Consider the following 21,022-nt stretch of genomic DNA (forward strand, 5'->3'; position numbering starts at 1 on the left):
AACCTCAGCAGCACCACAACAGTCGTAGTCAGCGGCACCGTCAGCTGCAACCGCGCGGGGAGCCGCGCACTAAGGGGAGAACCGTGACGCACGTGTCCGAGCGCAACAGTGCCGGATCCAACGGCGCTGAAGGCGCCGACCACCAGCCGTGGTCGGCGGGTGCCGGCCGGCCCGGCCGCAAGCGCACGGTGACGTATGCGGATGCCGGGGTCTCCATCCACGCCGGCGAGCGCGCGGTGGAGCTGCTGAAGTCGAAGGTCAAGAAGACCACCCGCCCCGAGGTCATGGGTGACCTGGGCGGCTTCGCGGGCCTCTTCAAGCTCAACACCCAGAAGTACAAGAGCCCGATCCTGGCCTCGTCCACGGACGGTGTCGGCACCAAGCTGGTCATCGCCCAGCAGCTCGACATCCACGACACGATCGGCATCGACCTGGTCGCGATGGTCGTCGACGACCTGGTGGCCTGCGGCGCCGAGCCGCTGTTCCTGCTCGACTACATCGCCTGCGGCGAGGTCGTGCCGGACAAGGTGGCCGAGATCGGCGCGGGCATCGCGGACGGCTGCCGGTACGCCGGTTGTGCCCTGCTCGGTGGCGAGACCGCCGAGCACCCGGGTGTGCTGCGCCCGGACGAGTACGACGTCTCGGCGACCGGTGTCGGCGTGGTCGAGGAGAGCGAGATCCTCGGCGCGCACCGGGTCGAGATCGGTGACGCGGTCATCGCGATGCGCTCGTCGGGCCTGCACTCCAACGGCTATTCGCTGGTGCGGCACGTGCTGCTGGGCGCGGGCCGGATGCGGCTGGACACGGTGGTGGAGGACTTCGGCAAGCAGCGCACCCTCGGCGAGGAGCTGCTGACCCCGACCAAGATCTACGCGAAGGACTGCCTCGGCCTGATCGAGGAGACCGACGTCCGCGCGTTCTCGCACGTCACCGGCGGTGGCATCCCGGGCAACCTGGTCCGGGTGCTGCCGGAGCACGTCGACGCGGTGGTGGACCGTTCGTCGTGGCGCCCGCAGTCGATCTTCGACCTGATCCAGGCCAAGGGCCGGATCGAGGACGTCGAGATGGAGGCCACGTTCAACATGGGCGTGGGCATGTTCGCGGTCGTCTCGGCCGACGACGCCGACCGGGCGATGGCCTACCTCACCGGTCGTGGTGTCGAGGCGTGGCAGGTCGGCGAGATCATCGAGGGCACCGGCCAGGTGCAGATGATGGGCCAGTACACCCGGGGCTGAGCCCGCCCGGGCCCGGCCCGCCCGCGGCGGAGGCAATCTGCCGCGAGTGGGGTATGGCCCGCCCTTGGTATGAAATGATCCGCGTGTGTCGATACGTCGGCACCGCGGATCTTTTTTCGGCCGGGAAGGTGGACGACGCCGCATAGCCTGACGAGGGACGGGGGTGGATGCGCCGGTGGCACAGCTGTGGAGCGGGATGCGGGGCATCTCGACGGTTCCCACCTACGTCGTCATGCAGCCCACCACGCTCTGCAACCTCGACTGTTCCTACTGCTACCTTCCGTTCCGCAAGATCGACCGGAAGATGCCCGTCGAGGTCGCGCAGGCGGTCGCCGCGTCGGTGAATCCCTGGTCACGGACCGGCCGGTTCTCGGTCGTCTGGCACGGCGGTGAGCCGCTCGCGGCCGGCCGGGAGCATTTTGCCGCGCTGCTGGAGCCGTTCGCGGCGGACGTCGAGCACCACGTGCAGACCAACGCCACGCTGATCGACGACGCCTGGTGCGAGTTCTTCGTCGAGCGCGGGATCCGGGTCAGCGTGAGCGTGGACGGGCCCGAGGCCCGCAACGGTGACCGGGTGACCCGCGGAGACAAGCCCGCCTACGACCGGATCGTGCGGGGGATCGACGCGTTGCGCCGGCACGGCATCGCGTTCTCCGCGCTCTGCGTGGTGGCCCGTCCGGAGCCGGGTCTGGCCACCGAGCTGTACGAATACTTCCTCGGCCTGGGCTGTGACGTGCTCGGCATCAACATCGAGGAGCTCGAGGGCGTCAATCTGCGGGACAACCGGCATCCCGAGGCGGCGGTCACGGCCTTCTGGGCGGAGCTGGTCGCGGCCTGGCGCCGCGATCCCCGCATCCATCTGCGCGAGATCGAGTGGTCCCTGCGGTATGCGGCGGCTGTCCTGGACGGCACAGCCGACACCGTGCTCCCGCGCCGGCTCGACCCCATTCCCACGGTGGCCGAGGACGGTTCGGTCGTGCTGCTCTCCCCGGAGCTGGCCGGCTTCTCCGATCCCCGGTACGGCGACTTCTCCAGCGGTAACGTGCTGACGACCCCGCTGGCCGAGATCCTGGAACGGGCCACCGAGACCCCCTGGATCCGCGAGTTCCTCGACGGTGTCGAGAGCTGCCGGGCCCAGTGTCCCTACTTCGGCTTCTGTGGTGCCGCGCATGCGGCGAACCGCTACTTCGAGCACGGCAGGTTCGACGTCACGGCGACGGAGCACTGCCGGAACAGCAAGATTCGCCTACTGGAGGGAGTGCTGGACCATGCCCGAGATCACGAGCCCACGGCTGTCTGACCGCGTGGAGACGGATCCGGTGACGGCACGGGTGCAAGAGACCCGGTCGGGGCTGGCCTCCCTCATCGAGGAGGCGGCGGAGGCCCGGGAGCGCCGCTCGGAGAGCACGACGAAGGAGGGCTCGGCGGTGTGCGCCTGGAACCACTTCGAGAACATCCCGACGTTCTACAACTGGAACAACCGTCCCCGTTGAGTGGCGGCTCTGAAGCCCACGCGGTGGTCAACCCGCGTGGGCTTCATTCCCGTCGGAATGACTACGGAACGACCACGACACACTGAAGCACGCGGTAAGCCGCGTGCTCTGTGCAATCCTCGTTCGGGTCAGCGCCTTGTCGGCGACCAGGGATCCCGGTCGTCGTCCGCGTCGTCCTCGTCATCGTCGTCGACGAACTGATCGTCGTCGTCGACAAACTGATGGTCGGACTTACCACCGGCACCCGCCAGTTCGCGCTGCAAGGCGGTGAGGTCGGTGTTCGGGGAGTGGTACTTCAACTCCCGGGCCACCTTCGTCTGCTTGGCCTTAGCACGGCCGCGCCCCATGGCTCGACCCCCTCGCACAGAATTCGGGGCAGCCCGAAGGCGGGCCCCGATGACGTCAGGCATCTCTCGTGGGTCTTACGGTACATGGGCGATGCCCGCTTCGGCACCTCGGGTTGCGTGTACCACCATCGCGCGTCGTCCCTTGTCATCGACCCGACGCGCGATGGCCTACAAAACACTCAACTCAGGTAGATACTGCGCAAACGGCCTACCTCGGCCATCCGGCGCTCGGCGAGCCGGTCGGCGGCGACCGCCGGCGGCACCCCCTCGGCGTCGGCCAGGCGCAGGATCTGCCCCGTGGTCTCGAAGATCCGCGTCGCCCGCAGCTTGGCCCGTTCGAAGTTGAAGCCCTCGATCTCGTCGGCCACCTGGATCACGCCACCGGCGTTGACCACGTAGTCCGGCGTGTAGAGGATGCCGCGCTCCTCGAGCAGCTTCTCGATGCCCGGATGGGCCAGCTGGTTGTTGGCGCCGCCGGTGACGACCTTGGCCCGCAGGGCGGTCACGGTGTCGTCGTCCAGCGCACCACCGAGCGCGCAGGGGGCGTACACGTCGATGTCGGCGGTGATCAGCGCCTGCGTGTCGGCCACCAGGTCGATCTGCGGGTACGTGCTCCGGGCCCACTCCCGCGCGGCCTCGCTGACGTCCGTCGCGACGACCGCGGCGCCGTCTTCGATCAGGTGACCGGCCAGATACTTGCCGACCTTGCCCAGCCCGGCGATGCCCACCCGGCGCCCGGCCAGAGTGGGGCTGCCCCAGGTGTGCTCGGCCGCGGCCCGCATGCCCTGGAAGACACCCCAGGCGGTCAGGATGGAGGAGTCGCCGGCGCCACCGTGCTCGACGCTGCGACCGGTCACATAGCGGGTCTCGCGGGCGATGACGTCCATGTCCGGGACGTACGTGCCGACGTCGCAGGCGGTGTAGTAGCGGCCGTGCAGCGATTCGACGAACCGCCCGTACGCGCGGAGCAGCCCTTCGCTCTTGATCTTGTTGGGATCGCCCCAGATCACGGCCTTGCCGCCGCCGAGGTCGAGCCCGGCCAGCGCGTTCTTGTACGCCATCCCGCGGGAGAGGTTCAGCGCGTCGGTGATCGCCGCTTCCTCGTTCTCGTACGGGTAGAACCGGGTGCCACCGAGCGCGGGCCCGAGGGCCGTCGAGTAGATACCGATGATCGCCTTGAGGCCGGTCTGCCTGTCCTGGCAGAAGACGACCTGTTCGTGTCCGGCGGCGTCGCTGCCTTCGGTGTCGAACACACTCATCTGCGATTTCTCCTGGTTGTGACGGGGCCCTCGTGAGGCCTGCGGGCCGGCGGGGTGGGCCGGATACGACGAGCCTAGACCGACCGCAGCCTCCTTCCGAGCCGACGATGACACTCCCGTGGACCCCGTTCTCCCGGTGTCACGCAGGCGGGGGACCAGGGCTCGGCGCCACTGTGGAGGCGGTGCCCCCGTCGGTGGGTGGTGGTTCGGTAGCGCGGGAGAAGGCGATTGCCGCCGATATCGTGAAAGGATCGGCGGCGTGCCGTCACTGTTCGCGTCGTACCTGCGGATTTACGAACCGCTGACCGCCTTCGACCGGGACCGTCAGGTTTTCTGGCGCCGGTATGCGCGGGAGGGCCGGGCGCTCGGCCCCGTCGAGGGTCCCGTCCGGCAGCGCACCGCCGTGCTGGAGGCGCTGGGCGCGGGCTGGACCCGGCTGCCCGACCTGCCCGACGAGGCGTACGTCCTGGAGTGGGGCGAGACGCTGCTGGTCTGCCCGTGGAATCTGCGCCTGCGCGTCGCCGAGGCCGCACTGAACGCGCGGGACGGTGTGCCGAGCGTGCTGGCGGACGCCTTCGTGCCGCCGGTGCTGGCCGGGCAGGCCAAGGCGATCGTGGAGGACTGGCGCAGCGGGGCCAAGGTGCTCGAGCGCGGGGTGCCCCGGGTGCACGAGCAGATCGCGACGTGGGGCGTACCGCTGCGCTGGTTCGTCTTCGTCGACCTGGACGAGCGTGAGATCAACCTGGCCGACGGGCGGCGCACGCTGCGCTACCGCACGGAGATCTCCAAGGCTCGCCGCCGCGCGCACCGGGCGGTTTCGGTGCTGCGCAAGTCGCTGGGCGACGCCCCGATCACCGAGGCGGTGGAGGAGGGCACCCGGTGGCTGGAGGAGTTCCATCCCCGCTCGATCGTCGAGCTGGACTACGGCGGCCTGACCGGTCTGCTGGGCGCGGACGCCCTGGCCGAGGACGACTCGCCGGGCCTGGTGGCGGCCGGTATCTCGGCGCTGTCCCGCGGTGACGCGGACGCGGCGACGGACGCCTACGAGAAGCTCGTCGCCCGGTGGCGCGCGGTGCAGTTGCTCGAGCGCTGCAACTGATCGACGTTTATGACCGTCTGACCAGGGAATATGGGACGAACGGGCACGGACCACCGTGTTGGAAAGCGCTCTCTAGGCGAACACTCTTCGTGATCGCCGTCCCGCGAAGCGTGATAATCGGTCCAAACAAGACACTTTCTGGCGTAGAAAACAGGTAAAAATCGGGCATGCTTCAACCGTCTATCTAGGGACGTTCGGCCGTTCGGCCCATGTCGGACATCGGGGACTAGCCGGACCATGAGAGACGCACCGGCCGGCGGGACCCCGGCCGATGTCTTTAGGTACCTGTGGAGGAGTGACCGATGGCATCGCGTACGCATGATCCTGAGCCGCTACTCACGCCGGCCGAGGTGGCGTCGATGTTCCGTGTCGACCCGAAAACCGTCACCCGGTGGGCCAAGGCGGGCAAGCTCAGTGCAATTCGCACCCTGGGCGGGCACCGTCGCTACCGTGAGTCGGAGGTTCGCGCCCTGCTGCAGGGGCAGATCCCCACGCAGCGTCAGGGCGACTGAAACCGCAGTCGACCGAGAGATCGATAAAGGGGCGAATGCCAGGCCGGCAGTCGCCCCTTCTTCGTCTCACGCGACGAGGACGGCCACCGTGCCGTCCGCGCCCCGGCGCAGCTTGCTGCCCAGCAGTGAGAGCCGGCCCATCAGGCCGTACTTGCGCTTGAGCCCTTCGCCGACCCGGCGCAGGTCGGCCGCGTCGCCGATGCGCGCCTGGGCCTCGATCGCCGCACCCCGCACGTTGCCGCGCACATCGCACGCGGCCACGGTCACCCGGCCGCTGTTGCGGATCCGCTTGACCTTGCCGGTGCCGGCCGGCGTCCAGAAGGCCAGCCCGGAGCCGTCGGGCACGACCCACAGCGGGGTCGGCACCGCCCGGCCGTCCCGGCGGAACGTCGTCAGAAGGACGTACTTCTCCGCGCCGAGTTGCTCCAGCGTCGCCATGGACCAAGAGTAGTGGCAATGGATCAACCTACGATCGGCGACGTGTTCGGCGAGATGATCCGGGACGCCTACGCGGTGCACACCGGGATCGGCCCCCGACCCCTGGCCGGCGGCCGGGTGCCGCGGCCGGTCATCGAGATCATCGAACGCGACGACGGGCTGATCAACGGTGCGCCCGCCGACCACTACCTGGCCGCCCCGGGCGACTGGCAACCCCACGACCACCGCGCGCTGCGGCTCGTGCGTGGCGCGGTGCTGGACATCGGGGCCGGGGCCGGGCGTACGGCGGTGGAGCTGCAGCACCGCGGCATGGCGGTCACCGGGCTGGACACCTCCGCGGGAGCGATCGAGGTGGCGCGTAAGCGGGGGCTGCGGGACACCGTGCTCAACACTGTCGACGCGTACGCCCGCTCGGCGGCCCGTTACGACACGTTCCTGCTGCTCGGCAACAACCTGGGGCTGATCGAGGGGCCGGAGCGGGCCCCGGACTTCCTCGCCGCGCTGGCCGAGCTGGCCCGGCCGGGAGCCCGGATCATCGCTCAGGGCACCGACCCGTACGGCACCACGGATCCCGTGCACGTCGCGTACCACCAGCGCAACCGGGAGCGGGGACGGCTGGGCGGCCAGCTGCGCCTGCGACTGCGGTACCGCCTGCTGGCCACGGAGTGGTTCGACTACCTCAACTGCTCGGTCGAGGAGCTCGACGGGCTGCTGACCGGCAGCCGGTGGCGGCTCAAATCCGTCGACACCGAGGACCGGCCTTACTACCTTGCGGTCATGGAGCTACGACCGTGAGCACGGTGCTGACCAGGGAGCAGGTGCGGCTCAGCAAACGGCTGTCGTTGGTGCTGCGGCACCGGCCCGAGACGGCCGGCCTGACCCTCGACGGGAACGGCTGGGTGCCGGTCGCGGACCTGCTCGCCGCGCTGCGGATCTCCCGGGCCGAGCTCGACGTCGTGGTCGAGCACAACGACAAGTCCCGCTTCGCGGTGCGGACGGATGCCGACGGTGTCGAGCGCATCCGAGCCAGTCAGGGGCACTCCCGGCGGGTGCAGGTGGATCTTGATCTGCCACCGGCCCAGCCGCCCGCCGTCCTCTTCCACGGCACTCCCCGGGCGAATCTCGCCGCGATCCTGCGGGAGGGGCTGCGCCCGCGCAGCCGCCAGCACGTGCACCTCTCACCGGACGTGGCGACCGCCCTGGTGGTCGGTCGCCGCCGGGCCACGGACGTGGTCGTCCTCGCGGTGGACGCGGCGTTCATGGCCGCGGCCGGGCACGTGTTCCACCGCAGCCAGAACGGGGTGTGGCTGACCGCCGCGGTGCCGGCCGGGAGCGTTCACGAACATTCGGAGTAAACAGACAAAACACGCTCATCCGGGAGACGTCGCGGGTGGCCGGTTAGCGTATTGAGATGGGGTGGGTTACTCGGCGTCAGCTGATGAACCTCCTCGGTGCGCTCAGCCTCGTCCTGGCCCTGGCCGGGCTGGGGGTCGGCCTGCCCGCCCTGGACCGGGCGCTGCCCGCCGACCGCCCGGTGCCGACCGACCGCCCGTACGCCGTCGGCGGGGGTGTCACGGTGATCCCACCGCCCGGATCGCGGATCGACGTCACCGAGACCCGGCCCACCGACGACGCCGGCACGGCCCTGTTCCGGCTCGGCCCGGTGCGCTATCTGATCACCGTCCGACGCTTCGAGGGTGACCTGGCGGCCGCGGCCAACGGGCTGCGCCAACGGATCACCGGCACCCCCGGTTACCAGGTCACCGGCACCGAGCTGACCGTCGCCACCGGCTCCGGCCTGGCCGGCCTGCAGGGCGGCTACACCGCTCCGGGCCGGGGCGGCCGGTACGCCGTCTTCGTCGCCGGCGGCCGCACCATCGAGGTCACCGTCAGCGGCGCCGACCTGGACCTGGGCCGCACCCTGCCGGCGATCGACGCGAGCACCCGGACGTTGCGCTACGACCCGGCGGACACCGGATGACGGCGGAGTCCCGTTTGCGCAGCGACCGCACCGCGCCCGTGCAGCCCGGCGCCCACTACGGCCCCGGGCTCATCCGGCTGCCCGCCTTCTGGATCGTGCTCGCGCTGGTGGTGGCCGGTGGCGTGCGGATGACGCTGGTCGCGGGACGCTTCGTGGGCGCGTACCCGCTGGCCACGCTGACCGCGATCGGGCTGTTCGCGCTGCTCGCCGTACCGTTCTGGTTCATCGTCAGTGAGCTGGACTTCCTCGAGCGGGAGCCGCCCGCTCTGCTCGCGCTGGCCTTCGCCTGGGGTGGTCTGGTGGCCACGACCGTGTCGATCCCCGGCAGCGCGGCCCTCGACGACCTCATCGCCAAGCTCGGCTCGCCGCACCTGGCCGCCGACTGGGGCGCCGCGCTGGCCGGCCCGACGGTCGAGGAGATCGCCAAGACGCTCGGCGTCGTGGCGATCGTGCTGGTGGCCCGGGCACAGGTCAACAGCGTCCTCGACGGCGTGGTCTACGGCGCGATGGTCGGGCTGGGCTTCCAGATCATCGAGGACATCGTGTACGCGCTCGGCGCCGTCGCGCTGGCCGGGCGCGGCGACCACGTCGAGCCGGTGATCACCACGTTCCTGCTGCGCGGCTTCGTCTCCGGGGTGTGGAGTCACACGCTGTTCGGCGCGCTGGCCGGGGCCGGCATCGGCTATCTGGTCGTGCGCGCGGACCGGCCCTGGCGGCTCCGGATCGGCGTCGCCATGCTGGCCGTCATCGGCGCGTGGGCCTCGCACTTCCTGTGGAACTCGCCGCTGCTGCGCGACGGTCTCGGCAACGGCGCGCTGGCCCTGCTCGTGGTGCTGGTCTGCAAGGGGCTGCCGCCGTTGCTGCTGGTCCTGCTGCTCGTGCGGGCCGCCCACGACCGCGAGGCCGACTACTACGCCGTGCAGCTGGCCAAGGTCGACGACCACGAGCTGATCACCCCGGGCGAGCGGGAAGCCCTCAGATCCGGGTCCCGGCGGGCCACTGCCCGCTGGCACGCGCGGACCCGGGCGGGCCTGCGGGCCCGGGCAGCGGTACGGCGGTTGCAACGCGCGCAGGCCCGGCTGGCCGTCGAGCTGAGCCGCGGCACCACCGACCTGAGCCGGTGGCAGCACGAGGTGCGCCGGCAGCGCCGCATCCTCACCGCCCTGGGGCACCCGGAGGCGATCGCGCCGGCGGGCAAGGGGCCGTGGCGGCGTACCGCCTCGGCGGTCTTCACCACGGCCCTTGCCGTCGCTGTGCTCTGGGCCGCCATCAGCACACTCGGCGGCGGCTGACGTCCCAGCGCGTCAGGTGGTCAGACGGTGGGCGGGTGACCGCCGTCGCCGTCGACGATCGTGTCCGGGGTGCCGTCCTGGTCGAGGTCGGCCATCGTGATGTCGACCTTGCCGTCGCCGTCGGTGTCGAACTGGAACAGGTCGGCCTTGCCGTCGCCGTCGGTGTCGGACACCCACACGTCCGGCCGGCCGTCGCCGTTCGTGTCCGTCGCCAGCAGGTCGACGCGGTCGTCGCCGCGGGTCTCGACGATCTCCTTGGGCTCGCTCATGGTGTCTCCTCAGGTGATGCGTCGCAGCGGATCTGACCAACGTAGGGCCCGGGTCGCCCCCTCGCGACCCGAACCGACCTCGAAGATAAGGATCGGCCGCCAGTGGTGTGACCGATGTCGCTGGCTCCGCCGGAACTCACCGGTAACGTAGCCGGGCGTGACTACAGCGGCGGACGGCATGCAGCAGCTCTTCGGCAGCGGGGGCGGGGGTGCCCTGGGCGAGCGCATGGGCATCCAGATCACCGAGGCGACGCCCGAGCGGGTGGTCGCCTCGATGCCGGTCGAGGGCAACACCCAGCCGTACGGGCTCCTGCACGGCGGGGCGTCCTGCGTGCTGGCGGAGACGCTCGGCTCGGTCGGGGCGGTGCTGCACGGCGCGACCGTCGACCGGCCGTTCGCGGTGGGCGTCGACATCAACGCCACCCACCACAAGGGTGTGCGTTCCGGGACCATCACCGGGGTGGCGACGCCGGTGCACCGCGGCCGGACGGCGGTGACCTACGAGATCGTCATCACCGACGGCGACGGCGACCGGGTCTGCACCGCGCGTCTCACCTGCCTGCTGCGCGGCGCCTGATCCCCGCACAAGGCGGAAAACCCCAGCAGGATCGCTGGCTGAGCGGCAATTCTTGACGCATCCGCGTACCTTTTCCCACGTGACGGACATACCACAGCACGCCCTGGACGACGCGACGCAGGTGCTGGACTGCGCGCTCAGTGGCGACAGCGACGCTGTGGTGGGCACCTTCGACGCGGTGGTCGACCGGTCGGGCGTCGTGGGCGCGTACGACGTGGCGTGGTGTCTCGCTGCGACCATGGTCGGACAGAACGTGCCCAGGGGCGCCTGGACGCTCGACTTCCCCGGGATCGACGACGCGCGGTACGACAAGCGCTGGGTCGCCCGCTTCGTCAGCGCGTACGTGAACGGCGACATCTCCACCGGCGAGGCCCTGTTCGGCGCGGCCATCGCCGACGGCCAGCTCCCGGACTGCCTGCTCGCCCTGGCCGGCTCGACCGTGGCGACCCTGCGCCACCGGGCGGCATGAGCGGCCGCACCGAGCGCAGTTCGTGAGCGACGATCCGCTGCTCGCCCGGGTTCGTAAGCTGCTCGCCAAGGCCGAGGATCCCGCGTGCACCCCGGCCGAGGCCGAGGCGTTCACCGCCAAGGCGGCCGAGCTCATCGCCAAGTACGGCGTCGACCAGGCCCTGCTCGCCGGCACCGATCCCGCCCTCGACCCGGTCGGGGACAGAGTCGTGACCGTGCTGGCGCCGTACGCCCGTGACAAGGCCGGCCTGCTCGGCGCGGTGGCCGTGGCCCTGCGCTGCCGGGTCGTCCACCTGGAGCGGCGTGGCACGGCCCGGATCCACCTCTTCGGGCACGCCGCCGACCTCGAGCGCGTCGAGCTGCTCTTCACCTCCCTGCTCGTGCAGGCGGCGCACGGCCTGGCCGCCACCGAGGTGCCGAGCTTCGACCATCCGGCCGCGTTCCGGCGGTCCTGGCTGGTGGGCTTCACCGAGGCGATCCGGGCCCGCCTCACCGAGGCGGAGCGCGCTGCCGCTGCGGACGCGCCCGGTGCCGAGCTGGTGCTGGTGGACCGCACCGAGCTGGTCGACCGCCGGCGCGACGAGACGTACCCGAATCTGATCCGGCTCGGTCCCCGCCGGCTGGCCGGCTCCGGCCGCCGGCAGGGTTATGCCGCGGGCCGCACCGCCGACCTGGGCGGCACCGGCCTGCCGGCCTGAGCTCGCAGCGCCTCAGCCGTCGTCGTGCTTGAGGTAGAGCGCCTTGGCGTACTGGGCGGCGGCGGCCTCGTTGTACATCGTGGCCTGGGACATGTACCAGGCGTTGTCGCCCAGGGCCTTCTTGGCCGCGGTCATGCCGGACCAGCGGATGTCCGCGTCGACCTCGGACAGGCCGCGGGCCTTGAAGTTGCGCCGCATCTGCATCTTGCCCGACCGGAAATTCTCCGCGGCCTCCTCCGCCTGACGCATGCAGGAGAAGCCTTTCTCGCTCAGCGCCTCCGCCATCGTCCAGGCCGCCTGTTCCTCCGCGCTCTTGAACTTCGGCACGTCGTTCCTCCCGTGAACTTTGTTCCCGGTTAGCTGTACGGAACGCACGCCCGCAGCGCTAGGCCCCCACGCAGACTGCAAGAAAGGTCAAACTGGTCGATGCCGCTGGGTCGAGGCCCGCCTGCTGTGGGTGAAAACGCACATGATCGTGGCCCGCCCTGGGCACCATTCACTCATGCCCTTCTTGAGTGCACAGTCGCCGCCCGCCATGACCGAGCTGCACAAGTGGGTGATGGACAGCCCGGTGCAACTGCGCAGCCTGCGAGCTTCCCTGCACGAGGCGATCACCGGCCAGCCGCTGCCGGCCGGCGCCGAGCTGGAGGAGATCCCGGAGAAGGTCGTGCTCGTCGCCACCGAGCTGGCCACCAACGCCCTGCGGCACGGTCTGCCGCCGACTATCGTGCGGCTCGGCCGGCACGACCAGGTCTTCGTGCTGGACGTCGCCGACCACAGCCCCGAAACGGTGCCGGAGTACGCCGACGACCGGCCACCCGGCGCCGGCGGGCTCGGCCTGTACCTGGCCCAGAAGTTCGCCCTGGACCTCGGCTGGTACATCGAGGATCACACCAAGCATGTGTGGGCGGAGTTCCCCGTGCCGAGCTGACTTATGATCACGGGATTCGTAAACCGTCAGAGGTGTCCGTGACCCAGCCGAGTTACCAGATCGTCCGCGAGGCCGCCGTCGTCCGGCTGTCCGGCGACTTCGACATCAACGCCCGCGACGAGATGCGCACTGCCCTTCTCGAGGCCGTGCGGTCAGGTCCCGCCGAGGTCGTCATCGACTTCGACGCGGCGGTGTTCCTGGACAGCGAGGCGATGGGCGCGCTGATCGAGGGCCTCAACGCCGGTCGCGAGGCGGGCGTGCCGCTGCGCATCGTCAACGCGCACGGCCTGGTGCACCGCGTCCTCGACGTCTCCGGCGTGCTGGCCCTCTTCAACGGTTAGAGGGTCGACAGGTTGCCCGGGCCGGTCCACTTGTGGACCAGCCGCGTACGGGTGCGGACCTTGCCGGCGACCCGGACCCGGTAGGCCTGCTTGACCGTGCGGAGCGTCTGCCAGGTGCGTACCCGGCGGGTCGCGCCGTTGGCCTCCGCCGTGACGGTCCGCAACTTCCACGTCCGGCACTCGGTGCGGTGGCGCACCTCCCCGTCCTGCACGACCCGGGCCGCGAGGCAGCGGTAGGTCGACTGCAGGGTGTACGGGTTCCGGCCGGTGTCACCCGAGGTCCGGAACACCTTGGCCATCGCCCGGTAGAAGTTCCAGGCCATCTTCGAGTAGCCGAAGTCGTTCGGGTGGTGCAGGTCGTGCAGGTCGATGCCGCCGACCGTGGACTGGTCGACCACGGTGATCAGCGGGTCCTGCTTGGCGGCGACCATGCCCGGGATGAGCCGGTTGTAGGCCCGGTCGGCGGCGAGCTCCCGCGGCACCCGCGAGCCGATGATCTGCGCGACGAAGATGTACGCCTCCGGCCGCGCGGCCCGGATCTGGTCGATCAGCCCCGACAGCTTGCGATTCGTCGCGTACGGCCCGTCGCCCTTGGTGATGTTGTTGGTGCCGGCGTGCAGCAGGACGATGTCCGGCTGGGAGTTGGCCAGCCAGCCGTCGACCTCGGCGGCCATCTCGTCGATGTCCCAGCCGCCGTGGCCCTCGTGCTGGGTGTCGCCGCCGGAGCCGTCGCTCTGCGAACCGACGTAGTTGATCTGCATGCCGCCGCGCAGCAGCCGCTGGGCCAGGCCCACCCGGTACGAGCTGCGGGTCGGCGATCCGGTGCCGAGCGTGATCGAGTCGCCGAGCGCCAGGACGCGCATCGCGCCGGAGCCGGCGATGCGGGCTTCGGCGGGGACTTCTCCGGCGACCCGGGCGGCGAGCTGTGCCCGCGCGGCTCCCGGGGTGCCGAGGCCAGCGACCAGCCCGGCCGCCAGGAAGCCGGTCATGACCTTGATGCCCAGACGCCGCGCGCTCGTGGTACGCCCCGCAGATCCCACAACCAGCTCCCCCGTTCTGCCAGCAAAGACTCCCGACAGATCGGGTGCCGGCAGGGCCACTCGAGACCCGGCGGGTAGCCGTGGGTTGTGATCGAGGTGCAGGCGGCCGAAGCTCAGGGGTTGCAGGGGTTTCCGCCGCGGGTCAGCTCAGTCGGCGAAGACTCCCGGGTCGTACGGCTGGGTGCCCTCCTCGACGGTCCAGACGGCGCCCAGCGGCATCAGGTCCCGGATGCGGACGCTGCGGATGCCCTCGCCGGTCGGCAGGATCACCCGGATCCGCGGGTGGTAGTCGAAGAGGATCTGCCGGTCGCGGCCGCACGGCCCCACCGGTCCCCGGCCGAAGTTGCCCACCGCCACGATCGTGGCCAGCTCCCGCGCCCCGGACGCCCGGGCGTGCCCGAGCGCCACCAGCTCCGCGCAGGGCCCGCCGGTGAAGTGGTACAGGTTGATACCGCCGTACATCCGGCCGTCCACGCCGCGGACCGCCGCGCCCATCGTGTGCACGCCGTCCTCGCCGTCGGTGTTCGCGTCGACGATGCGGCGGGCGAACTCCACCAGCTCGAGGTCCTCGGCGGTCAGCTCACGAAGATCGATGGTCACCGGCTGACCCTAACGCGGCTGCCCGGGCCAGGAGGTACCGCTGCTCGGGCGCGCTCAGCGTCAGCCGGGCCGCCTCCAGGTAGGCGGCGTGCGCGGCGGTCAGGTCACCGCACTTCTCCAGCAGGTGGGCGCGGACCGCCGCCAGCCGGTGATGCCCGCGCAGCGCCGGATCGTCCTCGGCGACATCCAGCCGGGCCAGCGCCAGCACCGGCCCGTGCACCTCGGCCAGGGCGACGATCCGGTTGAGCTGCACCATCGGGCCGGGGCTGAGGGCGTGCAGCATCCCGTACAGCTCGAGGATCTGCGGCCAGTCGGTGTCCTCGGCCCGCGCCGCCTCGTCGTGGATCGCCGCGATCGCGGCCTGCAGTTGATAGGGCCCGATCGGCGCGCGTGCGAGCGTCGCGGTGATCAGCGCTACGCCCTCGGCGATCGCCGCCGCGTCCCACCGCGAGCGGTCCTGCTCGGCCAGCGGCACGAGGGATCCGTCGGGCAGCGTGCGGGCCGGCCGCCGCGCGTCCGTGAGCAGCATCAACGCCAGCAGCCCGGCCACCTCGCCGTCGTCGGGCAGCTGCGCCCGCAGCAGCCGGGTGAGCCGGATGGCCTCGGCGCTGAGCTCGGTGCGGTGCAGCCGCGCCCCGGAGCTGGCGGTGTAACCCTCATTGAAGATCAAATACAACACCTGGCGTACGGCGGTCAGCCGCGCTTCGCGCTCACCCGGCGGGGGCAGGCTGAACGTGGCCCCGGCGTCGCGGATCTTCTGCTTCGCCCGGCTGATCCGCTGCCCGACGGTGGCCTCCGGCACGAGCAGGGCCCGGGCGATCTCGGCGGTGCTGAGACCGCCGACCGCGCGCAGGGTCAGCGCCACCTGCGACCCCGTACTGAGGGCGGGATGGGCGCAGAGCAGCAGCAGGGTGAGCGAGTCGTCGACTGCGGAGGCGGGCGCGGGCTCCGGCTCGTACCGGACGGCCTCCTCGCGCCGCCGCCGGGCGGTCTCGTTGCGCAGCAGTTCGATCCGGCGCCGCGAGGCGACGGTGATCAACCACCCCCGCGGGTTGGCCGGCACCCCCTCGGCGGGCCACTGCTGAGCCGCGGCCAGCAGAGCCTCCTGCACCGCGTCCTCGCTGGTGTCGAAGTCGCCGAAGCGTCGCACGACCGCGCCGAGGACCTGCGGCGCGCACTCGCGCAGCAGGTCCTCGAGGGCGGCCGGCGGGTTCAGAACTCCCAGCCGCTCATGTCGAGCACCGGTCGCACCTCGACCTGGGTGAACGCGGCGTCGGGCACCTTGGCCGCCCAGCTGATCGCCTCGTCGAGATCCTCCACGTCGATCAGATAGAACCCGGCCAGGTGCTCCTTGACCTCGGCGAACGGTCCGTCCGAGGCGACGGTACGGCCGTCGCGGACCGAGACCCAGCGGGCCAGGGAGGGGTCGGCGAGACCCTCCGAGGCGACGCAGACCCCGGCCTTGGTCATCTCCTCGGTGAGCTGCCGGTGCCCGCGGCCGAACTCCATGCGCTGCTCGTCGCTGAGCGTCTCCCAGACGGCCAGCGAACGCTCGTTGGACTGGATGAGGATCAGGTACTTCATCGGAGCCTCCACACGTCGGCGGAAATTCTTTCACCGGGGACGTCGAAACCGGCGGCGCTGCTTCTACCTCCGGGCGTAAGGCTCTTCTTTTTCCTCGAGTGTTTCCTCGAAAGGCGGAACGATGGACACGACGGAGATTCGCCGGGTGGTGCTGGAGCGGGCAGCTGCGGTGGCCGCCAAGGACGCGAAGGCGATGGTGGCGCACAACGCGCCGGCGCTGGTCGAGTACAACCTGGCGCCGCCGCTGCGCCAGCCCACGGCCGGAGACGACGTGGCGCCGGTGGAGAAATGGCTGGGAACCTTCGAGGGCCCGATGAGCCTGGAGGTCCACGACCTGGAGGTGACCGCGGACGGGTCGGTGGCCTTCTGCACCAGCCTGAACCGCCTGACGGCGACGCCCCTGGGGCAGCCGGAAAGCTTCAGTCTGTGGTTCCGGGCCACCCTGGGACTGCGGAAGATCGATGACCGCTGGCTGGTCGTGCACGAACACGAGTCGGTCCCGTTCGAGATGGACGGCTCGTTGCGGGCGTCGGTCGGCCTGCAGCCCTGACGTGGGACCGGTCGGCCTGTCAGTGGCCGGCCGGCCCGCGTCGGTGAATGGTCAGCAGCAGTCGCAGCCGCAGCCGCAGGCACGGATCAGCATGATGCACCTCCCTCCTCAGGCGGGCACCAAGTGCCGGGCGTGGGAGGAGGACAGTCACTGGCCGGAGTGGCGTCGATCATGGCGACCATGTCGGCGCGCAGCGCGGCGAGCCGGGCCATCTCGACGTCCAGCTCGGCCAGCCGCCGGCGCAGCAGATCCTCGGCGGGCTACCCGCAGACCCGCCGCCGGAACTGTTGTCGCGCTCATGCCACCGACGCTAGACCTTGGACCACGGTCCAACGTCAAGCGTCGATGCCGGGCCTCAGCCCAGAACGGTGACGCTCACCTCGGCCCGGTCATTGGTGTAGTCCTCGTCGATCGCCCCGTCGAGGTCGGCGAACACCACCCCGGCGTCGTACGAAGGACCGGTGATGAGCAGCCCGAAGGTGCGCAGGAACGTGGCGCCGCGGTCGAAGTACAGCGACGGCAGCTGGCACACGTACGTCACGGGCTGAGCTTCGTCGTCGAGCCGGCAGTCGGCCGGGACGTCGGTGGCCTCCGTACCCCCGGGAAGCTGGAACCGGAACCGCCCGGCGCTGCTGCCCGTACGGGTGAAGTCGATGGCCCCGCCGACGTTGCGCGAGCCGACCTCGACCCGCACGGTCTCGCCGACCGAGCCGGAAGCGGAGGCGCCGACGGCCGCCACGTCCGACAGGTTGTCCACGTCGAAGCCCCAGTACCGGTAGTCATTGGCGTGATCGACATCGGCGGCCCGGCTGACCTTGGCCCGCTTCGGCGCCGAGGTGACGGTGACCAACGGCAGCCGCGACCCGCCGCGCCCGGCCAGAACCACACCGTCCGGCAGGCCGGCCCCGGCGAGCGGCGCAATCGTGTACTCGACCACCTGGTGATCGACGGCAGCGTCGGTGACGAGGGCGCCGAAGCCGCGGCTGAGCTTGAACACGGCCCCGGGATCGACCCGCTGCGCGAAATCACAAACGGCGACGGTGCCGCGCTCGGGGAAGGTGGTGCGGTGGCCGTACCGGCAGTTCGCGTACGGGGTGGGGGTCAGGGGGTTGCTGAACTCGACGGTGACCCGGATGCCCTTGACGGCCCGGTTGCCGAAGTTGGCCACGGCCATGGGCGCGTAGATCCGGTCACCGACCTTGGCGTCCGGGATCAGCCCCTCCTCGAGCCCGGCCAGATCAGGTCCGTCCCCGGAGACGGTGATGACCGCGTCGGAGTTCATGAGGTCGTTGCCGTCGCCGGGGTTGTCGGCGTCGCCCCGAACCCGGATGGTGCCGTGCCCACCGGCCGGAGCGCCGGCAACGGCGGTGACCGGGATGAAAAGCGGCGCGTTGTTGTCGACGGATCCGGGCGGGGCGGGACAGGTGGCGACCGTGCCCTGGGTGGTGCAGCCGGCCGGCCAGGCGAAGGAGACCAAGCCGGTGAGGTCGCTGACGTCGATCACGAGGCGCGGGTTGACGGCCTCGCTGGTGATCACTTCCAGGCGGAAGTCCTTGGCCGGGGCGCCGGCGGGGGCGACTGTCATGTCCTCGATGAGGGCCCAGACGCGGGCGGGGGAGCTGGACTCCTCGGAGTCGGTCGCGGCCAGGGAGGGCGCGGCGCCGAGGGCGAGGATGACGGCGGCGGTGGTGGTTGCCGTCAGGGCTAGGCGGGCCAGGTGCCGCCCGGCGGGAGCCAGGTTCATGCAACATCCTTTGGTGAGGGGTGGGGCGCAGCGGATCTTAAAAGAGCGGGGGTGGCTGCGCTGCCCCGTGACTCGTCCGCAGTAGACGATTCGGCCGTCAACGGGCAGGCCGCCGACCTGCGCTCACCTAACCGCTACATTCGTCCCATGCTCCGCAAAAGGTGGCGAATGGTCGTCACTCTCGCCATGATCGCTATCGCTGGAGTCGCTCTCACGCTCTTCATCTGGGCAGGATCGTGGGCAGGCTCGGATCAGATCGCCAGCACCCTGGGCTTCTTCCTTGGACTCGCCGGCCTCGGACTGGGCGTCATCACGCTCCTCATGCAGATCGAAGCAAGTCGCTCGACAGCCGGGCAACAGCAACTACAGCCGCTTGATGCCGACAAGGCGACCGCTCCTCCGAACAAGGACAGCACGCAACTGCCGAAGATCCGGCGGCGCAGACTCCGGCTGAAGTGGAAGATCCGCCTCGGCGCTCCGGCCGCCGCTACTGGCGCAGGCGGCTGCCTCGTGGAAGGCGCGCTCGGTGCGACGGTCGCAAGCAGTATCGCCGCAATCGTCCTGACAGTCTCGCCGACCCTTATGCCGTCAAGGCCCGTCGACATCTCCAGAACAATCACAAATGGTTCTGTCTCATTGCAGGTGGATATCTCCCCGGCGACCGTAGGTAATAACAAGGTCCAGCTGTACGCGCATCCGGTGGGCGGCAAGCCGCTTACGCTCGTGGCTTGGTCGGCGACCGCGGCGCTACCGGCCAAGGACATCGAACCGATCGAGATACCCCTGCTCCGGGTCGCCGACTTCCATGTCATCGGCGACATCACGCTGCCAGCCGCGGGAGACTGGACGTTCAAGGTCACTGTATGGACGCGCGAGACCGAGCAGTCGACCCTGACCATGACGGCCAGGATCCGCTGACATCCGCTATCTCGGGTGGCTTGGTGCGCCGGTCTTCGCCGGCCTGGCGCAGGGTGACGCGCCTGTCTGCCCCTGGGGAACGCCGCCGCCAGTTCAAGCTGGAGATCCTGCGGAGCTTCATTGAGGACCTGGACGGCTTACACCAGGAAGTGGTCGACAAGCCCGGCGTCCTGCGGCGTTACAAAAGCCGCCTCAGGCTTCGCCCGAACACACCGACTCGATCATCCGGCTCGGCTTCGACCATCGAGACCCCGGACAGCAAAACGCCCACCGTGCGTTTCCGCAGGTGGGCGGTGCTCAAAGCCCGGCGAGAGGCTTGGTGGCCAGGGGCGGGGTCGAACCGCCGACCTTCCGATTTTCAGTCGGACGCTCGTACCAACTGAGCTACCTGGCCCTGCCGCGCCGTGGTGCGCGCGGACTCGGCTGTTGCGGTCCTGACGGGACTTGAACCCGCGACCTCCGCCTTGACAGGGCGGCGAGCACTCCAACTGCTCCACAGGACCTTGCTCGTGCTGCGTACTTTCTACCACTTACCCCGACCGAGGTCGGTTCGTACCCCCAACGGGATTCGAACCCGTGCTACCGCCTTGAAAGGGCGGCGTCCTGGGCCACTAGACGATGAGGGCAACCCCGCCATCATTGCATATTCCAACTCCGGCGGCGTGGGCCCCAACCGAGCCCCGCTTGAGGCTTGGAAAGCATACGTGATCCCCTGCCCCTCATCCAAACCGGTATCCCTCGCACCGCGTACACCTCGCTGACCAGCACTAATGCGGACGGTGGGTGGGGAGGGCGACCGCTGACACCAGCTCGACGGCCTCGGCGAGATTGCCGAGAAGAGTGACTCCCGGCGGCAGGTGCTCCGGCAGCCAGCCCGGTCCGGCCGCCGCGGCGAGCAGTGGCCGGTGCCGGCCGGACAGCACCAGGTCCCATTGCGCCGGGTCGGCGCTGCCCGCCAGCTGCGACCACAACACGAGGACGGCCGGCCCGGTCCGGGCGATGGCCTCCGCGACGGCCTGTGCGGGCACACGAGCGCCCAGCAGCCTGCTGGCAACCCCCGCCTGTGCCAGCGCGGCAGCGAGCGCCTCCAGAGGCAGCGTGTGCTGTTCCTCGTCGGCGGCAGCCAGCAGCACCCGGGGGATCTGACTGCTCGGCGGGCGCGTGACGGAACCGAGCACCTCGGTGACCACCCGGGACAGGATGTGCTCGACCTCGATGAAGCGTTTGGTGGCCGCGTACCGCTCACCGACGCCGATCAGCACCGGCATGATCACTTCTTCCCAGGCCGCGACGACGCCACGGTCGGTGACGGTCATCTCGAGGATGTCGCGCAGGGCCGGACCGTCGAGACGCATGGCGGCGCGGGCCAGCCCGCGGGCGACAGGCCCGGCCCTTCCGGTACGGATGGCATGCCCCCCACCGTCCCGGGCGACGAACATCTGGCCGAGCTCCTCGGGCCACACCGCGTCAACGGTCGGCAGCCGTTCCCCGACCCGGAAGAAGGTGTCGCCCTGATCCTCCGAGGCCGCTCCAGCCAGGTCGAATCGGTCGGCCGCCGGGTATCTCGGATCACCGTTCTCGGTCCCGGCCGGAGATGGCGCCGAGTGAGCGGCATCCGGTGACCAGTCGTGGGGGCGTGCTCCGGC

Annotated in this window: 27 protein-coding genes and 3 tRNA genes; 16 read left to right on the forward strand and 14 right to left on the reverse strand. The window is 70.4% G+C overall.

Features of this window, described 5'->3' with window-relative positions:
- Positions 1-83: 83 nt before the first annotated feature.
- The 3 genes from purM to amcA all read left to right on the forward strand — a co-directional run bounded on the left by purM (position 84) and on the right by amcA (position 2,728).
- Positions 84-1,235, forward strand: a complete 1,152-nt coding sequence (purM, locus tag ACWEOZ_RS06335; protein ID WP_360546958.1) for a phosphoribosylformylglycinamidine cyclo-ligase — start codon at positions 84-86, stop codon at positions 1,233-1,235.
- A gap of 196 nt (positions 1,236-1,431) precedes the next feature.
- Positions 1,432-2,535 (forward strand): cyclophane-forming radical SAM peptide maturase AmcB, encoded by a 1,104-nt coding sequence (gene amcB, locus ACWEOZ_RS06340; RefSeq protein ID WP_451909729.1) that lies wholly within the window; start codon positions 1,432-1,434, stop codon positions 2,533-2,535.
- A complete protein-coding gene (gene amcA, locus ACWEOZ_RS06345) occupies positions 2,504-2,728 on the forward strand; it encodes a multiple cyclophane-containing RiPP AmcA (protein ID WP_451909686.1) in 225 nt (74 codons plus the stop codon). The genes amcB and amcA overlap by 32 nt, the downstream gene beginning before the upstream one ends.
- A 128-nt stretch (positions 2,729-2,856) precedes the next feature.
- On the opposite strand, the gene ACWEOZ_RS06350 is transcribed toward amcA, so the two are convergent.
- Positions 2,857-3,075: a DUF3073 domain-containing protein gene (locus ACWEOZ_RS06350; protein ID WP_451909687.1), complete on the reverse strand. Its 219-nt coding sequence runs from the start codon at positions 3,073-3,075 to the stop codon at positions 2,857-2,859.
- A gap of 179 nt (positions 3,076-3,254) precedes the next feature.
- The gene (locus tag ACWEOZ_RS06355) at positions 3,255-4,334 is read right to left on the reverse strand and encodes a Glu/Leu/Phe/Val family dehydrogenase (RefSeq protein WP_451909688.1); all 1,080 of its coding nucleotides are present in this window, start codon (positions 4,332-4,334) and stop codon (positions 3,255-3,257) included.
- A gap of 259 nt (positions 4,335-4,593) precedes the next feature.
- On the opposite strand from ACWEOZ_RS06355, the gene ACWEOZ_RS06360 reads away from it, so the two are divergent.
- Positions 4,594-5,433 carry a hypothetical protein gene (locus ACWEOZ_RS06360; RefSeq protein WP_451909689.1) on the forward strand — a complete coding sequence of 280 codons (840 nt, stop codon included), beginning with the start codon at positions 4,594-4,596 and terminating at the stop codon, positions 5,431-5,433.
- Between the two features lie 302 nt (positions 5,434-5,735).
- The gene (locus tag ACWEOZ_RS06365; protein WP_014687221.1) at positions 5,736-5,945 is read left to right on the forward strand and encodes a BldC family transcriptional regulator; all 210 of its coding nucleotides are present in this window, start codon (positions 5,736-5,738) and stop codon (positions 5,943-5,945) included.
- Positions 5,946-6,011: 66 nt separating this feature from the next.
- Here ACWEOZ_RS06365 and ACWEOZ_RS06370 read toward each other — a convergent pair whose 3' ends face one another.
- Complete coding sequence (locus ACWEOZ_RS06370) at positions 6,012-6,383, reverse strand: PPOX class F420-dependent oxidoreductase (protein WP_451909690.1); 372 nt, start codon at positions 6,381-6,383, stop codon at positions 6,012-6,014.
- An 18-nt stretch (positions 6,384-6,401) separates the two neighbouring features.
- Here ACWEOZ_RS06370 and ACWEOZ_RS06375 point away from each other — a divergent pair, with 18 nt between their 5' ends.
- From ACWEOZ_RS06375 to ACWEOZ_RS06390, 4 genes are read left to right on the forward strand one after another with little or no spacing between them, the layout of a single operon-like run.
- Entirely contained in the window at positions 6,402-7,178 is a 777-nt protein-coding gene (locus tag ACWEOZ_RS06375) for a class I SAM-dependent methyltransferase (RefSeq protein ID WP_451909691.1), read from the forward strand.
- A complete protein-coding gene (locus tag ACWEOZ_RS06380; RefSeq protein WP_451909692.1) occupies positions 7,175-7,738 on the forward strand; it encodes an RNA 2'-phosphotransferase in 564 nt (187 codons plus the stop codon). Before ACWEOZ_RS06375 ends, ACWEOZ_RS06380 begins: the two co-directional genes overlap by 4 nt.
- A gap of 56 nt (positions 7,739-7,794) precedes the next feature.
- The gene (locus tag ACWEOZ_RS06385) at positions 7,795-8,364 is read left to right on the forward strand and encodes a hypothetical protein (protein WP_451909693.1); all 570 of its coding nucleotides are present in this window, start codon (positions 7,795-7,797) and stop codon (positions 8,362-8,364) included.
- Positions 8,361-9,656 carry a PrsW family intramembrane metalloprotease gene (locus ACWEOZ_RS06390; RefSeq protein ID WP_451909694.1) on the forward strand — a complete coding sequence of 432 codons (1,296 nt, stop codon included), beginning with the start codon at positions 8,361-8,363 and terminating at the stop codon, positions 9,654-9,656. The genes ACWEOZ_RS06385 and ACWEOZ_RS06390 overlap by 4 nt, the downstream gene beginning before the upstream one ends.
- Before the next feature lie 20 nt (positions 9,657-9,676).
- Here the strand turns inward: ACWEOZ_RS06390 and ACWEOZ_RS06395 are convergent, their stop codons facing one another.
- Positions 9,677-9,925, reverse strand: a complete 249-nt coding sequence (locus ACWEOZ_RS06395) for a hypothetical protein (protein WP_451909695.1) — start codon at positions 9,923-9,925, stop codon at positions 9,677-9,679.
- A 157-nt stretch (positions 9,926-10,082) separates the two neighbouring features.
- Between ACWEOZ_RS06395 and ACWEOZ_RS06400 the strand changes: the two genes are divergently transcribed.
- From ACWEOZ_RS06400 to ACWEOZ_RS06410, 3 genes are all read left to right on the forward strand, one after another.
- Positions 10,083-10,502 carry a PaaI family thioesterase gene (locus tag ACWEOZ_RS06400; RefSeq protein WP_451909696.1) on the forward strand — a complete coding sequence of 140 codons (420 nt, stop codon included), beginning with the start codon at positions 10,083-10,085 and terminating at the stop codon, positions 10,500-10,502.
- Between the two features lie 79 nt (positions 10,503-10,581).
- Positions 10,582-10,971, forward strand: a complete 390-nt coding sequence (locus ACWEOZ_RS06405; RefSeq protein ID WP_451909697.1) for a hypothetical protein — start codon at positions 10,582-10,584, stop codon at positions 10,969-10,971.
- A 22-nt stretch (positions 10,972-10,993) separates the two neighbouring features.
- Positions 10,994-11,668 (forward strand): DUF2786 domain-containing protein, encoded by a 675-nt coding sequence (locus tag ACWEOZ_RS06410; RefSeq protein WP_451909698.1) that lies wholly within the window; start codon positions 10,994-10,996, stop codon positions 11,666-11,668.
- A 12-nt stretch (positions 11,669-11,680) separates the two neighbouring features.
- Here the strand turns inward: ACWEOZ_RS06410 and ACWEOZ_RS06415 are convergent, their stop codons facing one another.
- On the reverse strand, positions 11,681-11,995 hold the full coding sequence (locus tag ACWEOZ_RS06415) for a hypothetical protein (RefSeq protein WP_451909699.1): 315 nt from the start codon (positions 11,993-11,995) through the stop codon (positions 11,681-11,683).
- A 175-nt stretch (positions 11,996-12,170) separates the two neighbouring features.
- Here ACWEOZ_RS06415 and ACWEOZ_RS06420 point away from each other — a divergent pair, with 175 nt between their 5' ends.
- Both ACWEOZ_RS06420 and ACWEOZ_RS06425 read left to right on the forward strand, forming a co-directional pair.
- Positions 12,171-12,599 carry an ATP-binding protein gene (locus ACWEOZ_RS06420; protein WP_451909700.1) on the forward strand — a complete coding sequence of 143 codons (429 nt, stop codon included), beginning with the start codon at positions 12,171-12,173 and terminating at the stop codon, positions 12,597-12,599.
- Between the two features lie 38 nt (positions 12,600-12,637).
- Positions 12,638-12,940, forward strand: coding sequence for an STAS domain-containing protein (locus ACWEOZ_RS06425; protein ID WP_451909701.1), 303 nt, complete (start codon positions 12,638-12,640; stop codon positions 12,938-12,940).
- On the opposite strand, the gene ACWEOZ_RS06430 is transcribed toward ACWEOZ_RS06425, so the two are convergent.
- The 4 genes from ACWEOZ_RS06430 to ACWEOZ_RS06445 form a co-directional block, all read right to left on the reverse strand.
- A complete protein-coding gene (locus ACWEOZ_RS06430) occupies positions 12,937-13,980 on the reverse strand; it encodes an SGNH/GDSL hydrolase family protein (RefSeq protein WP_451909702.1) in 1,044 nt (347 codons plus the stop codon). The two genes, ACWEOZ_RS06425 and ACWEOZ_RS06430, sit on opposite strands and share 4 nt — an antisense overlap.
- A gap of 147 nt (positions 13,981-14,127) precedes the next feature.
- Positions 14,128-14,580: a cytidine deaminase family protein gene (locus ACWEOZ_RS06435; protein WP_451909703.1), complete on the reverse strand. Its 453-nt coding sequence runs from the start codon at positions 14,578-14,580 to the stop codon at positions 14,128-14,130.
- Positions 14,561-15,805 carry an RNA polymerase sigma factor gene (locus ACWEOZ_RS06440; protein ID WP_451909730.1) on the reverse strand — a complete coding sequence of 415 codons (1,245 nt, stop codon included), beginning with the start codon at positions 15,803-15,805 and terminating at the stop codon, positions 14,561-14,563. The genes ACWEOZ_RS06435 and ACWEOZ_RS06440 overlap by 20 nt, the downstream gene beginning before the upstream one ends.
- Entirely contained in the window at positions 15,793-16,164 is a 372-nt protein-coding gene (locus ACWEOZ_RS06445; protein WP_451909731.1) for a YciI family protein, read from the reverse strand. Before ACWEOZ_RS06445 ends, ACWEOZ_RS06440 begins: the two co-directional genes overlap by 13 nt.
- 121 nt (positions 16,165-16,285) lie before the next feature.
- Between ACWEOZ_RS06445 and ACWEOZ_RS06450 the strand changes: the two genes are divergently transcribed.
- Positions 16,286-16,714, forward strand: a complete 429-nt coding sequence (locus tag ACWEOZ_RS06450; RefSeq protein ID WP_451909704.1) for a nuclear transport factor 2 family protein — start codon at positions 16,286-16,288, stop codon at positions 16,712-16,714.
- Positions 16,715-17,069: 355 nt separating this feature from the next.
- Here the strand turns inward: ACWEOZ_RS06450 and ACWEOZ_RS06455 are convergent, their stop codons facing one another.
- Positions 17,070-18,458 carry a hypothetical protein gene (locus tag ACWEOZ_RS06455; protein WP_451909705.1) on the reverse strand — a complete coding sequence of 463 codons (1,389 nt, stop codon included), beginning with the start codon at positions 18,456-18,458 and terminating at the stop codon, positions 17,070-17,072.
- 168 nt (positions 18,459-18,626) lie between these two features.
- On the opposite strand from ACWEOZ_RS06455, the gene ACWEOZ_RS06460 reads away from it, so the two are divergent.
- A complete protein-coding gene (locus ACWEOZ_RS06460) occupies positions 18,627-19,376 on the forward strand; it encodes a hypothetical protein (protein WP_451909706.1) in 750 nt (249 codons plus the stop codon).
- A gap of 317 nt (positions 19,377-19,693) precedes the next feature.
- Here ACWEOZ_RS06460 and ACWEOZ_RS06465 read toward each other — a convergent pair.
- From ACWEOZ_RS06465 to ACWEOZ_RS06480, 4 genes are all read right to left on the reverse strand, one after another.
- A tRNA-Phe gene (locus tag ACWEOZ_RS06465) sits at positions 19,694-19,770 on the reverse strand.
- Positions 19,771-19,805: 35 nt separating this feature from the next.
- Positions 19,806-19,879, reverse strand: a tRNA-Asp gene (locus tag ACWEOZ_RS06470).
- 50 nt (positions 19,880-19,929) lie between these two features.
- A tRNA-Glu gene (locus ACWEOZ_RS06475) sits at positions 19,930-20,002 on the reverse strand.
- Positions 20,003-20,143: 141 nt separating this feature from the next.
- Positions 20,144-20,815, reverse strand: coding sequence for a B12-binding domain-containing protein (locus ACWEOZ_RS06480; protein WP_451909732.1), 672 nt, complete (start codon positions 20,813-20,815; stop codon positions 20,144-20,146).
- Positions 20,816-21,022 lie beyond the last annotated feature (207 nt).

This window comes from Actinoplanes sp. NPDC004185 (genome assembly GCF_053603475.1).